Consider the following 19719-nt stretch of genomic DNA (forward strand, 5'->3'; position numbering starts at 1 on the left):
GGCTCCGGCTTCGAAGTGACATGCGTCGAAGGCGGGCATTTTCACCCGCAGCGGCAACGGTGCGCACTACGAGTTGGTTCACGGCGCGGCGCAGGGAAGGAGACGTACTATGAGAAATCGGCCTGGAACACAGTCAATACTTCCCGCTCTGGTGATTTTGCTCACCGGCTGTGTCGCTGGTGGCATGCCGTATACCGGGCCGCACCTCACTCCGACAGAGTGCCGCGACCTGGCCGCGCTCAAGACAAACGCGCCCCCTACGATGGCGCAGCACCAAAGCGAACTCGCTGCCTTGAGGAAAGCGGGCTACGACCCGTCACCGTGGTTTGATGATCCGTATTACCCGGATGATCTACAAGCGGCACAGCGCCTGGTCGACTATTGGTTCCAAACGGAGTGCCAGCACCTTCAACCCGGCTGAGATAGAGAGATCGAGGACTGACCCGGATGTCACCGTGCGGCCAGAAGCGGCCGATCGATCAAGTGCGGTAATGGCCATTCGACTGTCGGCTCCAGTCAGCTTTCCGCCGTCCGGTTCGAATCCCCGGGGCTTTCCTGGTAGGAAAGTATGCGTCGGCGATCTGATTCAACACGTTGCCTTCTCGACATCGTTGCTCGACCGGTTTGTCAGGATGGCGCTCGTAATAATGTGAAAGAGATGATCCCCGCGTGGCGCGAATCCGGGTTGGCCGTCGAGCCAGCCGAGCGCCGACATCAGGGCGAACAGGTCGACCCCATCCATATCGGCGCGCGCCGTTCCCTCGGCCTGAGCACGGCGCAGTAGTCGCGCGCCCGCTGAACGCAGCGCTGTGCTCGAAGCGTGAAGCGCGGAGTCAGGGTCCGCGTGCGCGGTCGCGAACAAGGCGCAAATGCCGCTATAGCTACGAACGAATGCAACCCCTTCGCGAAACCAGGACACCAGCGCTTCGTCAGGCGGATTCGACGTTTCTAGTTTGGCTGCCTGCTGTATCAGTTCGTCCACGTTCATACGCAGCAACGCTTCGAACAAGGCTTCTCGTGTTGGGAAATGGCGAAACAGTGTGGCCAACCCGACGTCGGCCCGGCGGGCGATATCTCGCATGGACGCATCGGCGCCATGCTCGGTGACTACGTCACGCGCGACCGCAAGTAGATGGCTGTAATTTTTTCTGGCGTCGGCTCGCATAAATCGCCTTGACAATCGGATCGGTGATCCGTATAAAATGAACCTGTATCTGGATCAGTGATCCACAAGATACAGCACATCCGTGCAAATGGGAACCGAGACGCTGTCCGACACCACGAAAGGAGATGTCATGGGAAAGCTTGAGGGTAAGGTTGCAGTCATCACGGGGGGATCGAGCGGCATGGCGCTGGCGAGCGCCAAGCGGTTCGTCGAAGAAGGCGCCTATGTTTTCATCACGGGCCGGAGGCAGGAGGTGCTCGACGAAGCCGTCAAGCAGATTGGCCGGAACGTGACCGGCGTGCGCGGCGACGCGGCCAATCTCGACGACCTCGACCGCCTGTTCGATACAGTCAGGCGTGAAAAGGGCAAGATCGACATCCTGTTCGCGAGCGCTGGCATGGGCAAAGCCGTCCCATTGGGCGAGATTACCGAGCAGCACTTCGATGCGGAATTCGGCCTGAATACGCGCGGCACGCTGTTTACGGTTCAGAAGGCGTTGCCGTTGTTTAACGATGGCGGATCGATCTTCATGACCGGGTCAGTTGCTTCGGTGAAAGGTTTTCCCGGTTACGGCGTGTATGCGGCGAGCAAGGCGGCGTTGCGCTCATTCGCACGCACTTGGCTCAACGAACTGAAGGGCAGGAATATCCGGGTGAACGTGCTGAGCCCGGGGCCGATCGCCACACCGATGCAGGACCAGGTTCTCACCGAGGAGGCGAAGCGGATGTTCGAATCCCTGATCCCGCGGGGAAAGATGGGTCGTCCTGAGGAAATTGCGACGGTCGCGCTGTTTCTTGCTTCAGATGATTCGAGCTTCGTGAATGGGGTGGAATTGTCTGTCGACGGCGGCTTCTCGGCTATCTGAAATCGCGCCGAAAAGCGTGTAGGGGCCTGTCAACTTGACGAAGATGGTCCGTGTTGCGTCTATAAATATGAAATCCTGATCAATAACCTTGGATTGGTTTCGGTGATTGTCCAGCGGGTATTGTCACGTCTGCTCGCGCTGTCGTCGCTGCAAACGGCGTCGAAGGCGCTCGGCTCCGCGTGTCTGCTGTGGCTCGCATGGCGCATCGCGCGCAGCGGGCCGCCTAACGCGGGCAACGCTCCCGCGCGCCCGGTTGCCAATAATCACCATGGATCCGTGGTTGATCAAAACGTCACCTGAATGGAGAGTTCGCATGAGCTATTCGATTATTGGCTTTGGCGCGGTAGGCCAGGCACTCGCTCGAGCGTTTGCAAGAAAGAACATCGACGTAACGGTCGCCAGCCGGCGCCCTCCCGAGACGTTGATGCAGCAGGCACGAGCGATTGGCCCTACCGTCGTCCCCAGGACGCTGCAAGATGCAATCGCGTCCGACACGATCTTCCTGGCGGTTCCTTTCTGGGAGCACCGCGAGGTCGCGAAGCAGATCAAGAGTTGGAAGGGCAAGACGGTCATCGACGCGACAAATGCTTACGGCGTTCCCGTCGAAGAGCTACAAGGTCTGCCGTCCTCCGCAGTTGTCGCCAAAGCGTTTACCGGGTCCAGATTCGTCAAGGGTTTTAACCATCTGCCCGCCGCCGTTCTGGCCGCTGATCCGAGTGTGAATGGCGGCAGCCGCGTCGTGTTTCTGTCGAGCGACGACGAAAGTGCGGTGGCACCGGTCGCGGCTCTGGCTGAACAACTCGGTTTCGCGCCGATTGCGCTAGGACCGCTCAAGGATGGCGGTTCGCTCTTCCAGGCCAAGGGGAATACCTGGGCTCAACTGATCTTCAAGGATCTCGTCAAGTTCAAATAGCGGCGCGTCACGGCAAAGTCACGTCCGCCCAGCATTTCCGAGCGAGTCCAGCTACCGAACTCGAGCCTTCGGTAGGCGCGCCGGTGCATCCCTTGAGGCGGTATTTCCGGGTTCAATTCGAACGGAAGATAACGAACGTCTAATTCGGGAAGATCGTCAAGGGCCTTGCCGGCCTCCAGATTTCGATGTCCGATCCAGCACCATGGACAAATGAAGTCGTAGGCGATCGTGATTTTTGCGCGTTCCATGGCATGCCCCGTGGGCAAGTTGCGATGCTCACCAAGCAAAACAACACGAGCTCCCAGCTGAATATACTCAGCGCGCGAGCTCGTGTTGCGCGTGGTGCAATGGCCCATTCGGCGATCAGGCTCGTGGCGATCCCGGCAGCGTGAGCAGCGTTGCCGGGATCGCGCCATTTGTCAACCTTGTTCAGGCTCTGATTACGGCTGGCCCGATGGACGAAGGGGCTCGTTGTTCAGGTGCTCAAGGCTAACGGCTTGCCGAGAAAGTTAACATCGCCTTCGAGAGATTTTTGAGCTGCCCGCTCTAGGCGGGATGCGCTCACGGTGGCCGGACCCTGTTAGCCCGCCTCGCAGCCGGGCCCCGCGCGCGTGCTAATCTTGCTCCCTTCGCGGACGTCCCGCGTCAGAGCAGACACCATGACGGAAGCCTTCGATCCGGACGGCATCGAGCAAGCGGTCTTCGTGGTCGGCGAGCGCCATGCGACGCTGGACGAGCCGTGGCGCGCGTATCGGCGCGCGCGTCTGATTTACGTTAGCGAAGGCGTGCTGACCGTGCGCACGGCATCCGGCCGTTGGGTCGTCCCGCCCGCCCGCGCGCTGTGGATCGCCGCGAATACGCTGCACTGCCTGCACGCGACGCGGCCGGTGCAGTCGTATTCGCTCTACGTCGCAACCGATGCCGCAATGGACGCCACCGACGACTCCGCCGCCGACTCCGCCGCGCCGCTGCCCGCGCAGACCGGCGCGCTGATCCCCGACACACTGGTGCAGGCGCTGCTCGCCGCCGCGGCCGATCTGCCGCACGATCACACGCCCGATGAACCCGCCCGCCGTCTGCTGCAGGTGCTGCTGGATCGCGTCGCCGGCTTGCCCGCCGCGCCGCTTGGCTTGAACTGGCCGGGCGATCCGCGCGCGCGGCGCATCGCCGAGGCGCTCAGCGCGAATCCCGCGCAATCGCTTGTGCTGGAGGAACTCGCCGCGGCCGCGGGCGTGACCGCGCGCACGGCCGCGCGTTTGTTCGCGAAGGAAACGGGGCAGACCTTCGGTCAATGGCGCCAGCAGTTGCGTCTGCTGGCCGCGCTCGAACATCTGGGTGCCGGTGAGAGCGTCACGCAGGTGGCGCTCGAAGTCGGCTATAACGACGTGTCGTCGTTTATCGCGGTGTTTCGCGATGCGTTCGGCGACACGCCGGCGCGCTATTTCCGCTGACGCCGCTTCGTGGCCACCGCGCGAGCGTCGCCGTCGCGCGAAAACGAATCTGCCTCAATGGGCGCCGGCCGCATCCGGTCCACCTCCGCCCTTGGCCGGCCGCGTGATCCAGATCAGCGGAATGATCAGCACGAAGATTATCGCCGACACAAAGAAGACGTCGTTCAGGCCCATCATCGCGGCCTGCGTGTTCACGGTGAAATCGAACAGCGCATTCGCCGATTGTGGATTCAGATGCAGCACCGACTGCGTGTTGTCGATCTGCTGCGCGAACAACGGGTTGTCGACCGACGCCTGCTCGGTGAGCCGCACATGATGCAGTATCGTGCGGTTGTTCCACGCGGTACCCGCGATCGACGTGCCCACCGCGCCGCAGAACACCCGCACGAAATTCGACAGCCCCGCCGCCGCCGGAATCCGGCTCTGCGGCTGGCCGGACAGGATGATCGCCGTTAGCGGCACGAAGAACAGCGCCATCGGAATGCCTTGCAGCAGCGTCGGCAGCACGAGGTGCCACGTGTCGATCTCGATCACGTACTTCGAGCGCATATAGAACACGATCGCGAAGCCGACGAACGCGACCGTCGAGATCACGCGCGCGTCCGAGTGCGGCAGCACACGGCCGAGTATCGGCGCAAGAATGATCGCGAAGATGCCGAGCGGTGCGGTGACGAGGCCGGCGTCGATCGAACGGTAGTTCAGGTACTCCTGCATCCATTGCGGCAGCAGCACGAGATTGCCGAAAAATACCCCGTAGGCGATCGAAATCGCGATCGTGCCGCCGAGAAAATTGCGCTGCTGAAAGAGCCGCAGATCGACGATCGGGTGCTCCTCGGTCAGCTCCCATACGAGGAAAAACGCAAAGCTGATCAGCGCGACGAGGCCGAGAATCGCGATCACCGGCGACGAGAACCAGTCGAGATCCTTGCCCTTGTCGAGCATGATCTGCAGCGACGCGACCCACGTGATCAGCAGGCCGAGGCCGACCACGTCGATCGGCGGCTTGCGCGTCGGCGATTCGCGGGTGCGGTAGATCATCCACGTGACGCCGGCGGCGAACAGGCCGACCGGGATGTTGATGTAGAAGATCCACGACCAGCTGTAACTGTCGGTGATCCAGCCGCCTAGCGCCGGGCCCGCGATCGGGCCGACGGTGGCGGTCATCGCCCACAGCGCGAGCGCGGTCGACGACTTCTCCTTCGGATACGAGCCGAGCAGGATCGCCTGCGACAACGGAATCAGCGGCCCGGCCACCGCGCCCTGGAATACCCGCGCGAGCAGCAGGATCGGCAGCGTCGGCGCGATGCCGCACAGCCATGACGCGAGCGTGAAGGACAGGATCGCGCCGACGAACAGCTTCACCTGGCCGATGCGCTGCGTGAGCCAGCCGGTCAGCGGAATCGCCACCGCGTTGGAGGCCGCGAACACGGTGATCACCCACGTGCCTTCGTCGACCGAGACGCCGAGGTTGCCGGAAATGGTCGGAATCGCGACGTTCGCGATCGACGTGTCGAGCACGTTCATGAACGTGGCGAGCGCGACGGCGATCGTCGCGAGAACCAGCCGGCCGCCTTCGAGAGGCGCGGGCGGCGACGGTGGCGCGGGTGGCTGAGGCGGCGGCGACGCGGAATCAGGCGCGGCGTTGGGCTGGCTCAAAAGGCGTTCTCCGGAGGTTTTGCGGCGGACGGCGCGAACGGCGTGAGGACGGACGGCGAGGGCGCGCGATTCGCAATGCATGGTCGGCGCAGGATGCCGTGGACCGTGCACCGCGGCGGCGGGTCCGTCGATGCGCAAAAGCATACCCGCAATCGCCGGGCGCCGCCGGCCACGGCAGCAGCCGATGCGGCGCCCGACGGCGCGAACGCGGCACGCGGCGTATGCTCGCGGCTGAGGTTGCGTCAGCAAAGGCCGAAACGTACACCCAATCCCACGGAAAAAAGGACCCCACCATGAGCTGGCAACAATTCGAACACGGCTGGCGGCGCGCGCCGCAAAACGCGCCCGCGACGAGCCTCGTCGTGCTGATGCACGGCGTCGGCAGCAACGCGCGCGATCTGATGCCGCTCGCCGACATCTGGAGCGAGGAGCTGCCCGGCACGGCGTTCGTGTCGCTCGACGGCACCGATCCGTTCGACGGCGGCTTCGGCGGCCGCCAGTGGTTCAGCCTGCGCGACGTCGGCGCGGCGAACCGCGAGGCGCGCGTCGCCGCCGCCTATCCGGCGCTGCGCCGCGTGCTCGACGCCGAGCTCGCGCATTGGCAGCTGTCTTTCGATCAGCTTGCGCTGGTCGGCTTCTCGCAAGGTTCGATCATGGCGCTGCATCACGTCGCGTCGAGCGTTGAGGGCGCGGCCGGCGTCGTCGCGTATTCGGGGCGGCTCGCCTCGCCGATCGTGTCGTCGAACCGCGCGACGCCGCTCACGCTCGTCCACGGCGAGAACGACGAGGTGATCCCGGTGCGCGAACTCGAATCCGCGGCCGACGCTTTCAACTCCGCCGGCTATGCGGTCGACGCCTACGTGCTGCCCGGCGTCGGCCACACGATCACCGCCGACGGCGTCGCGCTCGGCCGTGATGCGCTGGAACGCGCGCTGGGCGAGCTGTCGCGCGATTGACACAAACCCACTAGAAAGTGGCCCTAAAGATTCTGACGGGCTTGCCGTCATACGGGCAATAGCTTGAAAATCACCCCCGCCGTGCGGGAAGCGCAACGCCCAGCGGTGCGTGTCGCGCGGCTTCGGGGTACCGGGGGCGCATTTCCAGACCGCCTTGGACGGCGCATAACGACACATCAGAGCCTGCATATGGCCAGACCGACGCCGCATTACCCGCTCTTTGAGCGACTGTTCCGCCACGCCGTGGCGGTGGATCTCGGCACGGCCAACACCCTTATCTATACCGACGACGGCGGCATCGTGCTGAACCAGCCGTCCGTCGTGTGCTTCGAGACGCAGCCCACGAGCGGGTCGAAGCGGATCGCCGCGATCGGCGCCGAGGCGCGCCAGCTGCTCGGCCGCGTGCCGCGCAATCTCGAAGCGGTGCGGCCGATGCGCCACGGCGTCATCGCCAATTTCTCCGCCGCCGAACACATGATCAAGCAATTCGTCGACATGGCGCGGCCGCGCTCGCTCTTCAGCCGGCGCGCGGCATTCACGCTGTGCGTGCCGGCCTCCGCGACCCACGTCGAGCGCCGCGCGATCCGCGAAGCGGCCGAGGCGGCTGGCGCGTGGAAGGTCAGCCTGATCGGCGAATCGCTCGCGTCGGCGCTCGGCGCGGGCCTGCCGGTGGGCGATCCGACCGGCTCGATGGTGGTCGACATCGGCGGCGGCACCACCGAGGTCGGCGTGATCGCGCTGGGCGGCACCGCGTATAGCGGCTCGGTGCGCGTCGGCGGCGACAATTTCGACGCGGCGATCATCGGCTACGTGCGCAATCTGTATGGCGTGCTGCTCGGCGAGCAGACCGCCGAGCACGTCAAGAGAGCCATCGGCTCGGCCGTGCACGACGTGCCGCTCGAGCAGATGAACGCAACCGGCCGCAGCGTCGACGATGGGCTACCGCGCACGGTGCAGTTGAGCAACCGCGATATTTCGGAGGCGATCGAAGGGCCGCTGAGCCAGGTGATCGGCGCGGTGAAGCGCGGGCTCGAATTGGCTCCCGCTGAACTCGTGACGGACATCGCGCACAAGGGCATCGTGCTGACCGGTGGCGGCGCGCTGCTGCGCAATCTGGGGCGGCGTTTGAGCCGGGAAATCGGCCTCGACGTGCACGTCGCCGACGAACCGCTGACCTGCGCGGTGCGCGGCGCGGGCGCGGCGGCCGCGGCAGGGTGGGTGGACGAAGCCGGGGACGCGTGAGCGGTGGATAAGGGCTTCACTACAGCTCGGCAAAAACCCGGCATTCGGTGGCAGGGTAACCGGGCTGCTGCTCACCCTTGGCAAGGCGGGCTGCAAATGGACGCTCCGCTTTACCGGCCCTGTGACGGGCAAGCGACGCGATGCGGGCCCGGCGTGTCTCCCGAGGTCTCTATTGCGGACGCACGTGAAGGCGCTTGCGATGGGCCGTTCGATCGACGCTGGCAAACACTCAATTAACGAACGCGACCGCGAACAGGAAGCGGCCAGCGTTGCCGCCGCAGCGCTCCCGTTTCAGAATGCCGCGCACGCGCTTCCCAGTGAACTGAGACCCTCCGACGCGGACAAATATTGACATTTCGTTAACCGAAGCGGAATCCAAAAATCATCCATCGCCCATTCCATACCCCTGTGGATGCCTGCTAGCGTAGCAGCCCTAACAACTACAGAGGACACCGGAATGTCGTATCAACAGGAGTCGGACGGCGTGCGGGTGGTGCTCAGTGCGCCGCAACTGGCGGCAGTGCTCTCCCGCCAGTCGATCAGCCCCACGGAGATGCTTTCCAACCGGCTATGGGGCGGTTTGCAGGTGGTCGGCGGGGTGCTGGAAATGGTCGGGGCGGCGGCTCTGCGTGTGCTGCCGGAACCGACGATGGCCAGCAAGGCCGCGTGTGTCGTGTTCGGCGTGCACGGATCAGATACGGCGTCGGCCGGTCTACGCCAAATCTGGACAGGCCGGGATACGGCCACGCTGATACAGCAAGGTACGACGAAACTGGCCGAGGCGATGAAAGCCAGTCCTGACTTGGCGAACAACATCGGCCTGTCAGTTGATATGGTCGTGCCGTTCGGCTTTGCCGGTTCGATCAGGGCGTTACGCGCCGCCAGCGTTACGATGGGCGGGGATCAATCTGATTGAGCATGAGGCGCAAGCTGGCAGCCGAATTGGTGGGCATACAATCGCAAAGCATGTGGGACGAATCGAGGCGCAATTGCGCGCCAGGCTGGCTGCTGAAAGTCGCATTGACATCGCATCCTCATTTACGAATTTGCGCGCCGCTGAAAGTGCAGTTTCAAAGGTTATGCAATTCAACTCTGCGAGGGTGAAGGCATGGGCGGCGACAAATGACATACGTCTATGTCTGATTCATGACGTAGGGTCATAGCGTTATACACATTTCGTTGTCCGCGCCGCCCGCGCCAGCAAGCCGTTTACATTCAATGACTTGGAGGCTGGGCTTGTAAACTTTGGCCGAATCGCGTCTACTCTTGCAATTTGGGCGGGCGCGTGACGAAGGCTGCACAGCAGTGGATCGAGCAGGAATTTGCGGGGCTGGACCTTGGCGACGCCCGCCTGGACAGGAGGGCAAAGAAATTGATGGAACGACTTGCGGCCAATCCGACGGCCAGTATCCCGCAGGCGTGCGATAGCTGGAGCGAGACGTGCGCAGCGTACCGTTTTTTGCGCAATACGGATGTGGCCTGGGAAGCCATACTGGAGCCGCATTGGGCGAGCACGCAGGAACGCATGCGCAGCCAGTCGGTGGTGCTGTGCATCTAGGACACGACCGAGCTTGATTTCAACGGCCAGGACATCGACGGGCTGGGGCCGTTGAACTACGAAGCAAGGCGCGGGCTGTACTTGCACCCCACCTATGCGGTGACGACCGAACGCGAACCGCTGGGCGTGCTCGACGCGTGGATGTGGGCGCGTGAGGAGCTTGATGCCGATGGCGTTCGTCCTGGTCCGAAAGAAAGCACACGCTGGGTCGAAGGCTACGAGCGCGTGGCGGAAATGGCGCCGGACATGCCGCACACGCGACTGGTGTACGTGGCCGACCGCGAGGCCGACATGGTGCAAATGATGCGCCGGGCCAGCGAGCTGGGCACGCCGGCGGACTGGCTGGTGCGCGCCAAACATGACCGCTGTTTGCCCGGCGGCGACGGCGCCAGGCTGTGGGCGAGTACAACCAGCGCTGAGCCCTTGGGTGAAATCACCTTCGTGACCGGCGCCCGCGAGACTCAGAAGAGTCGCACCGTGCGCCAGCAACTGTGGGCTCGCGAAGTCGAGATCGCGGACGGCGAGCGCGGCAAGATCAAGGTTCACTGCGTAATCGCACGCGAAGTCGGGGCGCCCGCTGGCATCAAGCCGATTGAGTGGCGTTTGCTGACCAACCGAGCCGTCGCAACCCAGGAAGAAGCGGTCGAACTGATCAATTGGTACCGGGCGAGATGGGAAATCGAAATCTATTTCCATGTCCTCAAGAATGGCTGCGAAGTCGAGACCCTGCAATTGGCCGCTGTCGACCGGATTGAGCGCGCGCTGGCCTTGTTCCTGGTGGTGGCTTGGCGCGTGACGTATTTGATGCGCAAAGGCCGAACCTGCCCGGATCTGGATGCCGCCTTGTTCTTCGATCCGGACGAAATTCGTGGCGCCCATCTGCTGGCAAAAAAGAAGATGCCGGCGACGCCGCCCACTGTGAATGAGGTCGTGCGGCTGATTGCGCAAATCGGTGGTTTCCTCGGCCGAAAGAGTGACGGTGAGCCGGGCGCCAAGACCATCTGGCGAGGGCTCGATCAGGTACTCGCTGCCGCTGACACGCTACGCGCGCTCCGCGAAGGGCTCGGCTAATGACTTCTGTATAACGCTATGACGTAGGGTCCCCTGCAGGGTATGGAATGACTCGATAAACAGGGAAACTCGTGCCGTTGAGCAAGGTTAAAATGTTTATAAAGCGCGAACCCCACAATGGCATGCCGTACTACATTCTCACAGCGTATCTTGAGCTTTGATGCCAAAATTTTTGACCGGCAGGAGAAGTTAATGAAAGTAATTGTGAGCCACCATATCGACTCCAGTGACCGCGATGAAAATGGAATGTATGAATATTATTACGAGTACGATATCTATGAATTTGTCGAGGGAAATGTCAGTTATATAGTCAGGGCCTATATGGACGAACCAGGCGACGCACACTTCTTAAAGACGAAAGGAGACGGCGACCAGGATTGGCGAATAATGATGGAGCCAGACAAAGATGAGCCTCTGTTTAAAGAGGTCGTCGAACATCTAAAAAATATCGGGAAACCTAATATACGGTGCTTTATGGGGCGCACCGGTTATGTTGTTTTTTTAGGAAACGGCCTGACTGATGAAGTTCTCTCCAGGCGAGTAATATCCTTGTCGCCACGCGTCAGTGGTTTGATGAAGACGCCTGCCCGACGCGTCGCTGACGCTTATGTGACAATACGCATCGCGTCCCGTTTTCAGGGACACCGGTACGCTCATTTCCCAATGCCTGTTGCCGGCTCCGCGCGCATTCGCGCGCCGATGCCGCGCCGCCCGTAGCTCATCCGTGAATCAATCCGTTTCCGCTTCGTCGCTGTCGTCATCGCCATCCTTCATCGGACTACGCAGCGGCTTGCGCGTGCCTTACGTCGAGGCCGGCGACGGCGACTTGCTGCTGTTCGTGCACGGTTCGTTGTGCGACTACCGCTACTGGCAGCCGCAACTGGCCGGCCTGTCGAAGCGCTATCGCTGCGTCGCGGTCAGTCTCACGCATTACTGGCCAGTGACCGATAGCGCGCGGGTGGACCTGCCGTTCAGTTGGAGCAGCCACGCCGATGAAGTGGCGGAGTTCATCGCGCGTTTCGGCGCGGGGCCCGCGCATTCGCGCGGCGGCTGCGTCGCCTATCATTTCGCGCGACGCCATCCCGAACACGTGCGCACGCTGACGCTCGCCGATCCGGGCGGCCCGCTGCAGATCGCCGGACGTCCACCCGCGAGCGTGCCGGAGACGGTCAACGCATTGCGTGCGAAAGCGGCTCGGTTGATCGAAAGCGGCGAGATCGAAGCAGGCTTGCAACTGTTCGTCGATTCGGTGAGCCGCCCCGGCTTCTGGGCGCTGAGCACCCCGGGTTTTCGCCGCATGGCGACGGACAACGCGCACACGCTCGCGCGGCAATTCCGCGATCCGCTGCCCGCCTACATGCCCGAGGACGCGGCCGATCTGCGCTGCCCGGCCCTGCTGATCGACGGCGAGAAGAGTCCCGACATGTTCCACCGCACGGTGACGGCGTTGCAGGGATGGTTGCCCGATGCGCGCCGCGAAACGGTACGCGGTGCGTCGCATGGCATGAACCTCGCGCACCCGTCCGCGTTCAATCGTTACGTGGATGATTTCATTCAGGCGATGAGCGCGCGCTGAGCAAGTGAAGCGAAGACCAAGGGCGATCGGCCGGCGCGCGCCGCCGATCGCCCGTTACTGCATCAGGCCTTGCGATGCGCGTCCTTGTCGAGCGCGCGTTCGGCCGCCTCGCCGACGAGCCCGTGATAGTACAGATGTACGCCGATCGCGAGCGAGTCGTTGCGGATTTCGTGGAACACCCTCCACGCCTTCACCGGGTCCTTGAACAGTAGATAGTGCGCTTCCTGCGCGATCAGATCCGCGACTTCATGCAGGCCGTGTCCATGCAGCACGTCGACGAGCGTGTCGAGACTGCGATGCGTGCGCGCGTCGGTGCGCGGATAGAGCATGTGCAGCACCGCGACGTCCTGCGTCTTCAGCGCCGCCGACAACGCGACGACGATATCCTGATGATTCAGCGCGGTGACCGTGTGGTCTTCGGTATGGACGTGATCCGGAAACAGCGTTTCGAGAGAGACATTCATTTGTATTCGTCCTGCTTTTCTGTGTGATCAAAAAAACCCGCTTCGAATCGCGGGCCGCAAGCATCAATGCACGGACTGAGTATCGCAGATGGATCCCGCCCGACGCAGTGTGCTGGCAGCAAAACATTGTTGCGGCTGGTGTTCCGACTTTCGTGCAACTTTCAACGGCATCGCGATGCACCCGCCGCGTGCCGACAACGAATGTTGCGCCCAAGGAGATGGACTGTTGCGATCAATCGACGCAATCAACGACACGCCGACCCGTAGAATGCGCAGCGGAGCCTGAGCATGCCCGTCTTCGGGAGCGCCGATGTCGCGCCTCGCCGTACGAACGCGATGCATGCCGGCGCGAGTGCGGTATCAAGCAAAAGGAAGACGTACATGAACTCGAAGTCACACGCAACGCTGAGCTTTTCCGACAGCGACCAGACCATCGATCTGCCGATCTATCAGGGCTCGCTGGGCCCCGACGTCATCGACATCCGCAAGCTGTACGGCCAGACCGGCAAATTCACGTACGATCCTGGCTTCATGTCGACGGCGGCGTGCAACTCCGAGATCACATATATCGACGGCGACAAGGGCGAACTGCTCTACCGCGGCTACCCGATCGACAACCTCGCGCAGAACGCCGACTTCCTCGAAACCTGCTACCTGCTGCTGAAGGGCGAACTGCCGAACGCCCAGCAGAAAGCCGAGTTCGAGAACACCGTCACGCAGCACACGATGGTGCACGAGCAGATGCACTTCTTTTTCCGCGGCTTCCGTCGCGACGCGCACCCGATGGCGATTCTGGTTGCGGCGGTCGGCGCGCTGTCGGCGTTCTATCACGACTCGCTCGACATCACGAACCAGCAGCATCGCGACGTATCGGCGATCCGCATGATCGCGAAGCTGCCCACGCTGGTCGCGATGGCGTACAAGTACAGCGTCGGTCAACCGTTCGTGTATCCGAAGAACGATCTGTCGTACAGCGCGAACTTCATGCGCATGATGTTCTCGAATCCGGCCGAGGAGTACGAGGTCAATGACGTGCTGGTGCGCGCGCTCGACCGCATTCTGATCCTGCACGCGGACCACGAGCAGAACGCGTCGACGTCGACCGTGCGGCTCGCCGGTTCGTCGGGCGCGAATCCGTTCGCGTGTATCGCGGCGGGTATCGCGTGTCTGTGGGGCCCGGCACACGGCGGCGCGAACGAAGCCGCGCTGAACATGCTGGAAGAGATCGGCTCGGTCGACAACATTCCCGACTTCATCGCGAAGGTGAAGGACAAGAATTCGGGCGTGAAGCTGATGGGCTTCGGCCACCGCGTGTACAAGAACTACGATCCGCGCGCGAAGCTGATGCGCGAAACCTGCCACGAAGTGCTCGAAGAGCTGGGCCTGCACGACGACCCGCTGTTCAAGCTCGCGATGGCGCTGGAAAAGATCGCGCTCGAAGACGAATATTTCGTGTCGCGCAAGCTGTACCCGAACGTCGACTTCTACTCGGGCATCGTGCAGCGCGCGCTGGGCATTCCGACGTCGATGTTCACGTGTATCTTCGCGATGGCACGCACGGTCGGCTGGATCGCGCAGTGGAACGAAATGATCGCCGATCCCGAGCAGAAGATCGGCCGTCCGCGTCAGCTGTTCATCGGCGAGACGCTGCGCGAGGCGAAGCCGGTCGCGAAGCGGTAACAGGCCGGATAGACGCCCGACAACGCGTTCAACGACGGTCGCCAACCCACGGCTCACGAGGCCGTGGGTTTTTTTTACGTTCCGCGTATCCTGCCGCCTGCACGTCCCGTGCCACCGGAAACGCCGTCAAAAAACGGCGCAAAAAGCCGAAACTCCGAGGCGATAAGCTCGTCTCACGCGGAAAGAGCCTCTACAATCGGATGGGCCGGCCCACCGGGGGGCCGGCCAACCGGGGCTCGGGTGACGGGGCAACCGGGCAATCCGGCGGCCGATCCGAGGCGAGACCCGAAGTGCAACCAAACGCAGCAGCGAATCCATAGGAGCGACCTTGATACAGCAGCCAGAAGCCCTCGGCGGGCTGACCCACTCCGGCGGCGTCGATCATCGCGAGCCCGAGCAGGACGGCGTTTTCATCCCGACGGAAAACCTCAACGTCGCGAGCGTTACGCAGCACGTGCTCAAGTCGGGCGACACTTTCGTCGTCAACGATCCGCTCGGCGATATCACCGGCCACGACGATGGCCTGTTCGTCAACGATACGCGCGTGATGTCGCAACTGCGGCTGACCTTCGGCGGCCGCGCGCCGTCGCTGCTGTCGGGCAGCGTCAGCAGCGACAACACCAGTTTCACCGCGCATCTGACCAACCGCCCGCTGCCGCCGCTTGGCGGCGACAGCACGCCCGAAGGCGTGATCCACGTCGAGCGTGTGCGTGTGCTGTCGGGCACCGTGCTCAACGAGGCGATCGAGCTCACGAACTACGGCACGCACGATGCGACCGTGCCGCTGTCGATTTCGTTTTCCAGCGATTTCCGCGACATGTTCGAAGTGCGCGGCCTGAAGCGCGACAAACAGGGTCGCGTGCAGCCCGCGCGCATCGAGAATCAGGAGGTGCTGCTCGGCTACATCGGTCTCGACGACGTGGCGCGCAACGTACGGATCGCGTTCTCGCCGCAGCCGGACAAGCTGTTCGCCGACCGCGCCGACTACACCGTCAAGCTGCCCGCGCAGGCATGCGTGTCGATCTATCTGTCGATAGCGGTGCATGTCGTGCCGATGACCGGCAAGCCCGGCGCCGACGTGTCGCAGCCGATGCATGCGTTGAGCGAAGCGCATCTCTCGCAGATCGATGCGGAGCGCCCGCGCGTCGGCCGCACGGCGGTACGCGCGGCAATGGTGGATGCGCACCTGGTGATGCGCGAGCGACGCAACGCGAGCGCGCGCGTGCGTTCGAGCAATCCGCTGTTCAACGCGTGGATCGACCGCTCGTTCGCCGACCTCGGCCTGCTGACGACGGATCTCGCGACCGGCCCGTACCCGTACGCGGGCATCCCATGGTTTTCGACCCCGTTCGGCCGCGACGCGGTGATCACGTCGCTGCAGACGCTGTGGCTGCAACCGCATCTCGCAGCCGGCGTGCTGCGTTTTCTCGCCGAGCATCAGGCGCGCGAGAACTCGCCGTTTCGCGACGCCGCGCCGGGCAAGATCATGCACGAGATGCGCAAGGGCGAAATGGCCGCGGCCGGCGAAGTGCCGTTCGCGCTGTACTACGGCGGTGTCGACACCACGCCGCTGTTCATCGTGCTGGCCGGCGCCTACGCGGCCCGCACCGGCGACGTCGGCTTGATCGACGAACTATGGCCCTCGCTCGAACGCGCGGCGCAGTGGGTCGCGGGCGTGTGCGACAAAAACCGGCACGGGCTGCTCGATTACCAGCGCGAATCGGATGGCGGCCTCGCGAACCAGGGCTGGAAAGACAGTCACGATTCGGTGTTCCATGCGGACGGGCGCTTCCCTGACGGCCCGATCGCGCTCGTCGAAGTGCAGGCCTATGCGAGCGCCGCGTTCGACACGATGGCTCACTACGCGAAGCTGCGCGGCCTGCGCGACGCGGCCGCGCAATACGCGGAGCGCGCGAAGAAGATCCGCCGCTGCGTCGAAGAAAAGTACTGGATGGACGAGGTCGGCTTTTACGGCATCGCGCTCGACGGTCATGGCGAGTTGTGTCGCGTGATGGCATCGAACGCGGGGCATCTGCTGGCGTTCGGCCTGCCCACGCGCGAGCGCGGCGAGGCGGTGGTGCGGGCGCTCGACTCGACGCTGTTCCACACCGGCTGGGGCGTGCGCACACTGGCCGCGAGCCAGGCGCGCTTCAATCCGATGGCATATCACAACGGCTCGGTCTGGCCGCACGACAACGCGCTGTGCGCGCGAGGGCTGTCACGCTATGGCGGCAAGGCGTCGGCCGTGAAGCTGCTGCAGGCGCTGTTCCAGGCCGCGGTCAATTTCGACATGCGCTTGCCCGAGCTGTTTTGCGGCTTCCCGCGACGCCGCGGCGAGCCGCCCACGGCCTATCCGGTCGCGTGTTTGCCGCAGGCATGGGCGGCGGGCTCGCCGTTCATGATGCTCGAGGCGTGTCTGGGCATCACGATCGACGCCGAACGCCGCGAAGTGCTGATCGAACAACCGATGCTGCCCGAAGGTATCGACTGGCTCGAGGTCAGCGATCTGCGGGTCGGGGATGCGTCGGTGTCGATCACGTTCCGCCGGATCGGCGAGAAGGTGGTGGCGTCGGCGGAGCAGGGCGATGTGAGGGTGGTGGCGCTGCTTTGACGCCGACCACGGCAGCGGGCATCGATGTTGGCGGCGACCGGAAGGGAAACCATCTGGTCGTCCTGCGCGGCACCGAGATCGTGAGCCATCTCGGCAACGCGACCCCCGAACACATGCTCGAACGGTGTCGCGCACTCGAGGTGGCGGCGGTCGGCATCGATGCGCCGTGTCGTTGGCGAACAGGCACCGCGGGACGACTAGCCGAGAAGGCGCTCGCGCGGCAGCGAATCTTTTCGTTTGCGACGCCGGCTCGCGAAACGGCGATTGCCAGCAAAAGCGGCTTCTATGGATGGATGTTCAACGGCGAGCGCGTCTACGACGCATTCGTCGCGCACTTTCCGCTTTTCAGCGGCGGCGAAAAAATCAATGGTCGCGTGTGCTTCGAGACATTCCCCCACGCGATCACGTGCGCTTTCCTCGGGACGGACGTCGCATCCGCGAAGCAAAAGGGGCCGCAGCGCCGGGCAATCCTCGAACGGGAAGGTATCGCAACAGCGTCGCTGACTTCGATCGACGACGTCGACGCGGCGCTATGCGCGTTGGCGGCACGTTATCTGCTGGAAGGCAGAGTCGAAACATACGGTGACGAGCCAGGCGGATTCATCGTGGTGCCTGGACTTTGACACTCACATTCTGGGAGGACGGGTGCACCTGGCACGACGATTCGGAATATTGCTGCTATCCATGGCGGCGTTGGGTTCGACCGCGGCATCGGCGAACGACATTCAGTGTGCAACCTCGCAGCAACCCGCTGAGCGCGTCATTTGCGATCACGCGATCCTGAACAACGAGTACGACGACATCTTCGCGCAGCAACAGGCTCTTCTGAGCAGCGGGAAACTCTCGTCCGCGCAACTGGCGAAGTGGCGGCAGGCGCGAAACGCCTGTATCGATGTGCACTGCGTGGACGGCGTGTTCGCGCAGTGGAAGGCGATGGCCCGGTCCGTCGACGTCGCTCCTCAGGCGGCCGCGCCTCAGCCGGCCGCGCCTGTCGTGACGGCCTCGGAAGCGGCGATGGCACCTGTCGGTCCCAATCCCGAAGCGCCTCCAGCCGTATCCGCCTCTGATGCATCTCAGGTGTCCCAGGCCTCGCCGACATCGGAGGCTTCTCTGGTGCGTCAAGGGAGTGCCGCCGGTGTGGCGCTTCCGCAGCCCGTCGCGGCGGAGGCTTCCGCGCCCGTGGCTGCCTCGGCGGCGCCCAGCCAGAGCGAATCTCGTGGCATGACCGGCATGAGCGACATCAGTGGCGGCCTGATCGTGGTTCTGCTCGTCGCGCTCGGAGCCGGTGTGTTCTTCGCGCTTCGGAACCGAAGCAGAGCGACCGCAAAGAAGACGCAAGGCAAGAACGGGCGATGAGGTGATGCCAACGCGCTGGCCTCGCGCACGAAACCGCGCTTTGACCTACCGGTCGGGCCGCTCGATTCGCCAATCAAACAACGCGGAATGCCTGTCACGGCGTTCCGCGCTAAAAGCGACTGCAAGGAACCGATTATCGGACGAGGAAACCGTAAGCCAGCGGGTCACGCTCGTCCACGATCCAGGTTGCGAAACCGCAAACGTATGCGTTGCCCTGGACCTCGGGGACGACGGCCTTGAAGTCGCCGACGGTCGTCTCACTGAGTACACGCCCCTTGAAGACCGTGCCGATGATGGACTCATTGACGAGCGTCTCGTTGCTCGCCAGTTCGCCGCGCAGATAGAGTTGCGCGACGCGTCCGCCCGTCCCTGAGCCGGTGGGCGAACGGTCCACTTCACGGTCGGCGAACACGCAACAGTTGGCTTGCGTCGAGCCTTCGTGCCGCGGTGCGTTGGCAATGATGGTCCCGTAGATGTGGTTGATTTCCGGGATATCGGGATGCTCAACCGGGTAGGCGTCGTTTGCAGCTTTTTTGACCTCGGCGCCAAACTTGATCAGTTCCTCGACAGAAGACTCCCGGACTGCGAGACCGTGCGGCGCACCGTCCGTGTAGAAGTAGAAGGCACCGCCGAAGGCAATGTCACCCTTTACCGTGCCAAACGACGGCGTCTCGACCGTGACATCCCGTTTCCAGATGAACGACGGAACGTTGACGAAGCGTACGTTGCCGGCGTGTTCACCATCCCATTGCACGAACGCCTCGATGAAGCCACATGGAGCGTCGATGCCGATTCGCGTCTCGGGAATCTGGCGCTGAACCCAGCCCAACTCGACCGCCGCGGTAGACAGCGCGATCACGCCGTGTCCGCAGTGGTCGCTATAACCCTCGTTGTGGACGAAGATGATTCCGAAGTCTGCCGTGGGACTAACGGGTTCGGTCAGGTATCCACCGTACATGTCAGCATGACCACGCGGTTCGAACATCAGCGCGGTACGAATTTCGTCGGCGTTCTCCTTCAGCCACGCTCGACGCTTGACGATGGTGTCACCGGGAAGACGAGGAAGCCCGCTCGTCACGATACGGAACGCTTCGCCGCCGGTATGGACCTCGACCGTCGAAATAGTGCGAGTGATTTTCATGTGTGCGTTGGGGG

At 63.3% G+C, this 19719-nt stretch carries 18 protein-coding genes and 2 pseudogenes; 15 read left to right on the plus strand and 5 right to left on the minus strand.

All coding sequences use genetic code 11. The features are described from left to right. Window positions 1-109: 109 nt before the first annotated feature. Window positions 110-421 (plus strand): DUF4148 domain-containing protein, encoded by a 312-nt coding sequence (locus tag OKW26_RS11070; protein WP_184059863.1) that lies wholly within the window; start codon window positions 110-112, stop codon window positions 419-421. A 165-nt stretch (window positions 422-586) separates the two neighbouring features. Here the strand turns inward: OKW26_RS11070 and OKW26_RS11075 are convergent, their stop codons facing one another. After that, entirely contained in the window at window positions 587-1165 is a 579-nt protein-coding gene (locus OKW26_RS11075; protein WP_090809671.1) for a TetR/AcrR family transcriptional regulator, read from the minus strand. 130 nt (window positions 1166-1295) lie between these two features. Between OKW26_RS11075 and OKW26_RS11080 the strand changes: the two genes are divergently transcribed. Both OKW26_RS11080 and OKW26_RS11085 read left to right on the plus strand, forming a co-directional pair. Then, window positions 1296-2030, plus strand: coding sequence for an SDR family NAD(P)-dependent oxidoreductase (locus OKW26_RS11080; protein WP_429353626.1), 735 nt, complete (start codon window positions 1296-1298; stop codon window positions 2028-2030). A gap of 313 nt (window positions 2031-2343) precedes the next feature. Beyond that, complete coding sequence (locus OKW26_RS11085; RefSeq protein WP_429353627.1) at window positions 2344-2943, plus strand: NADPH-dependent F420 reductase; 600 nt, start codon at window positions 2344-2346, stop codon at window positions 2941-2943. Here the strand turns inward: OKW26_RS11085 and OKW26_RS11090 are convergent. Further along, entirely contained in the window at window positions 2907-3191 is a 285-nt protein-coding gene (locus OKW26_RS11090; protein WP_187610789.1) for a DsbA family protein, read from the minus strand. The two genes, OKW26_RS11085 and OKW26_RS11090, sit on opposite strands and share 37 nt — an antisense overlap. A gap of 411 nt (window positions 3192-3602) precedes the next feature. On the opposite strand from OKW26_RS11090, the gene OKW26_RS11095 reads away from it, so the two are divergent. Further along, window positions 3603-4394 carry an AraC family transcriptional regulator gene (locus OKW26_RS11095; RefSeq protein ID WP_429353628.1) on the plus strand — a complete coding sequence of 264 codons (792 nt, stop codon included), beginning with the start codon at window positions 3603-3605 and terminating at the stop codon, window positions 4392-4394. Between the two features lie 54 nt (window positions 4395-4448). Here the strand turns inward: OKW26_RS11095 and OKW26_RS11100 are convergent, their stop codons facing one another. Then, window positions 4449-6050 carry a DHA2 family efflux MFS transporter permease subunit gene (locus OKW26_RS11100; protein WP_018425335.1) on the minus strand — a complete coding sequence of 534 codons (1602 nt, stop codon included), beginning with the start codon at window positions 6048-6050 and terminating at the stop codon, window positions 4449-4451. Window positions 6051-6343: 293 nt separating this feature from the next. On the opposite strand from OKW26_RS11100, the gene OKW26_RS11105 reads away from it, so the two are divergent. The 7 genes and pseudogenes from OKW26_RS11105 to OKW26_RS11135 all read left to right on the plus strand — a co-directional run bounded on the left by OKW26_RS11105 (window position 6344) and on the right by OKW26_RS11135 (window position 12453). Then, window positions 6344-7006: an alpha/beta hydrolase gene (locus OKW26_RS11105; protein ID WP_429353629.1), complete on the plus strand. Its 663-nt coding sequence runs from the start codon at window positions 6344-6346 to the stop codon at window positions 7004-7006. Window positions 7007-7195: 189 nt separating this feature from the next. Continuing rightward, on the plus strand, window positions 7196-8248 hold the full coding sequence (locus OKW26_RS11110) for a rod shape-determining protein (RefSeq protein ID WP_184047321.1): 1053 nt from the start codon (window positions 7196-7198) through the stop codon (window positions 8246-8248). Between the two features lie 199 nt (window positions 8249-8447). After that, entirely contained in the window at window positions 8448-8600 is a 153-nt protein-coding gene (locus OKW26_RS11115; protein ID WP_184059881.1) for a hypothetical protein, read from the plus strand. Window positions 8601-8705: 105 nt separating this feature from the next. After that, a pseudogene (locus tag OKW26_RS11120) lies at window positions 8706-9405 on the plus strand (RNase A-like domain-containing protein); the annotation flags it as partial. A gap of 128 nt (window positions 9406-9533) precedes the next feature. Continuing rightward, a pseudogene (locus OKW26_RS11125) lies at window positions 9534-10877 on the plus strand (IS4 family transposase). Window positions 10878-11069: 192 nt separating this feature from the next. Beyond that, a complete protein-coding gene (locus OKW26_RS11130; RefSeq protein ID WP_429353630.1) occupies window positions 11070-11594 on the plus strand; it encodes a hypothetical protein in 525 nt (174 codons plus the stop codon). Window positions 11595-11601: 7 nt separating this feature from the next. Next, complete coding sequence (locus tag OKW26_RS11135) at window positions 11602-12453, plus strand: alpha/beta fold hydrolase (RefSeq protein ID WP_429353631.1); 852 nt, start codon at window positions 11602-11604, stop codon at window positions 12451-12453. Between the two features lie 62 nt (window positions 12454-12515). Here OKW26_RS11135 and OKW26_RS11140 read toward each other — a convergent pair whose 3' ends face one another. Beyond that, window positions 12516-12917 (minus strand): hypothetical protein, encoded by a 402-nt coding sequence (locus tag OKW26_RS11140; RefSeq protein WP_184059890.1) that lies wholly within the window; start codon window positions 12915-12917, stop codon window positions 12516-12518. 381 nt (window positions 12918-13298) lie between these two features. On the opposite strand from OKW26_RS11140, the gene gltA reads away from it, so the two are divergent. From gltA to OKW26_RS11160, 4 genes are all read left to right on the plus strand, one after another. Beyond that, window positions 13299-14597, plus strand: a complete 1299-nt coding sequence (gene gltA / locus OKW26_RS11145) for a citrate synthase (RefSeq protein WP_184059892.1) — start codon at window positions 13299-13301, stop codon at window positions 14595-14597. Between the two features lie 331 nt (window positions 14598-14928). Next, window positions 14929-17208, plus strand: a complete 2280-nt coding sequence (locus OKW26_RS11150; protein ID WP_429354218.1) for an amylo-alpha-1,6-glucosidase — start codon at window positions 14929-14931, stop codon at window positions 17206-17208. Beyond that, window positions 17205-17831 carry a DUF429 domain-containing protein gene (locus OKW26_RS11155; RefSeq protein ID WP_429353632.1) on the plus strand — a complete coding sequence of 209 codons (627 nt, stop codon included), beginning with the start codon at window positions 17205-17207 and terminating at the stop codon, window positions 17829-17831. The genes OKW26_RS11150 and OKW26_RS11155 overlap by 4 nt, the downstream gene beginning before the upstream one ends. Window positions 17832-17892: 61 nt before the next feature. After that, window positions 17893-18564 carry a hypothetical protein gene (locus OKW26_RS11160; RefSeq protein WP_429353633.1) on the plus strand — a complete coding sequence of 224 codons (672 nt, stop codon included), beginning with the start codon at window positions 17893-17895 and terminating at the stop codon, window positions 18562-18564. Between the two features lie 133 nt (window positions 18565-18697). Here the strand turns inward: OKW26_RS11160 and lhpH are convergent, their stop codons facing one another. Beyond that, entirely contained in the window at window positions 18698-19705 is a 1008-nt protein-coding gene (gene lhpH, locus OKW26_RS11165) for a trans-3-hydroxy-L-proline dehydratase (RefSeq protein WP_184059898.1), read from the minus strand. Between the last annotated feature and the right edge of the window lie 14 nt (window positions 19706-19719).

It is taken from the genome of Paraburkholderia sp. 32 (genome assembly GCF_050435345.1).
Lineage (GTDB): Bacteria > Pseudomonadota > Gammaproteobacteria > Burkholderiales > Burkholderiaceae > Paraburkholderia > Paraburkholderia tuberum.

What these genes read in the sequence shown, in the direction of transcription:
- OKW26_RS11080 (WP_429353626.1), top strand. Translation starts at nt 1,296, where the DNA reads ATGGGAAAGCTTGAGGGTAAGGTTGCAGTCATCACGGGGGGATCGAGC.
- OKW26_RS11115 (WP_184059881.1), top strand. Translation starts at nt 8,448, where the DNA reads ATGGGCCGTTCGATCGACGCTGGCAAACACTCAATTAACGAACGCGAC.
- OKW26_RS11110 (WP_184047321.1), top strand. Translation starts at nt 7,196, where the DNA reads ATGGCCAGACCGACGCCGCATTACCCGCTCTTTGAGCGACTGTTCCGC.
- OKW26_RS11085 (WP_429353627.1), top strand. Translation starts at nt 2,344, where the DNA reads ATGAGCTATTCGATTATTGGCTTTGGCGCGGTAGGCCAGGCACTCGCT.
- OKW26_RS11095 (WP_429353628.1), top strand. Translation starts at nt 3,603, where the DNA reads ATGACGGAAGCCTTCGATCCGGACGGCATCGAGCAAGCGGTCTTCGTG.
- lhpH (WP_184059898.1), bottom strand. Translation starts at nt 19,705, where the DNA reads ATGAAAATCACTCGCACTATTTCGACGGTCGAGGTCCATACCGGCGGC.
- OKW26_RS11090 (WP_187610789.1), bottom strand. Translation starts at nt 3,191, where the DNA reads ATGGAACGCGCAAAAATCACGATCGCCTACGACTTCATTTGTCCATGG.
- gltA (WP_184059892.1), top strand. Translation starts at nt 13,299, where the DNA reads ATGAACTCGAAGTCACACGCAACGCTGAGCTTTTCCGACAGCGACCAG.
- OKW26_RS11075 (WP_090809671.1), bottom strand. Translation starts at nt 1,165, where the DNA reads ATGCGAGCCGACGCCAGAAAAAATTACAGCCATCTACTTGCGGTCGCG.
- OKW26_RS11070 (WP_184059863.1), top strand. Translation starts at nt 110, where the DNA reads ATGAGAAATCGGCCTGGAACACAGTCAATACTTCCCGCTCTGGTGATT.
- OKW26_RS11130 (WP_429353630.1), top strand. Translation starts at nt 11,070, where the DNA reads ATGAAAGTAATTGTGAGCCACCATATCGACTCCAGTGACCGCGATGAA.
- OKW26_RS11140 (WP_184059890.1), bottom strand. Translation starts at nt 12,917, where the DNA reads ATGAATGTCTCTCTCGAAACGCTGTTTCCGGATCACGTCCATACCGAA.
- OKW26_RS11105 (WP_429353629.1), top strand. Translation starts at nt 6,344, where the DNA reads ATGAGCTGGCAACAATTCGAACACGGCTGGCGGCGCGCGCCGCAAAAC.
- OKW26_RS11160 (WP_429353633.1), top strand. Translation starts at nt 17,893, where the DNA reads ATGGCGGCGTTGGGTTCGACCGCGGCATCGGCGAACGACATTCAGTGT.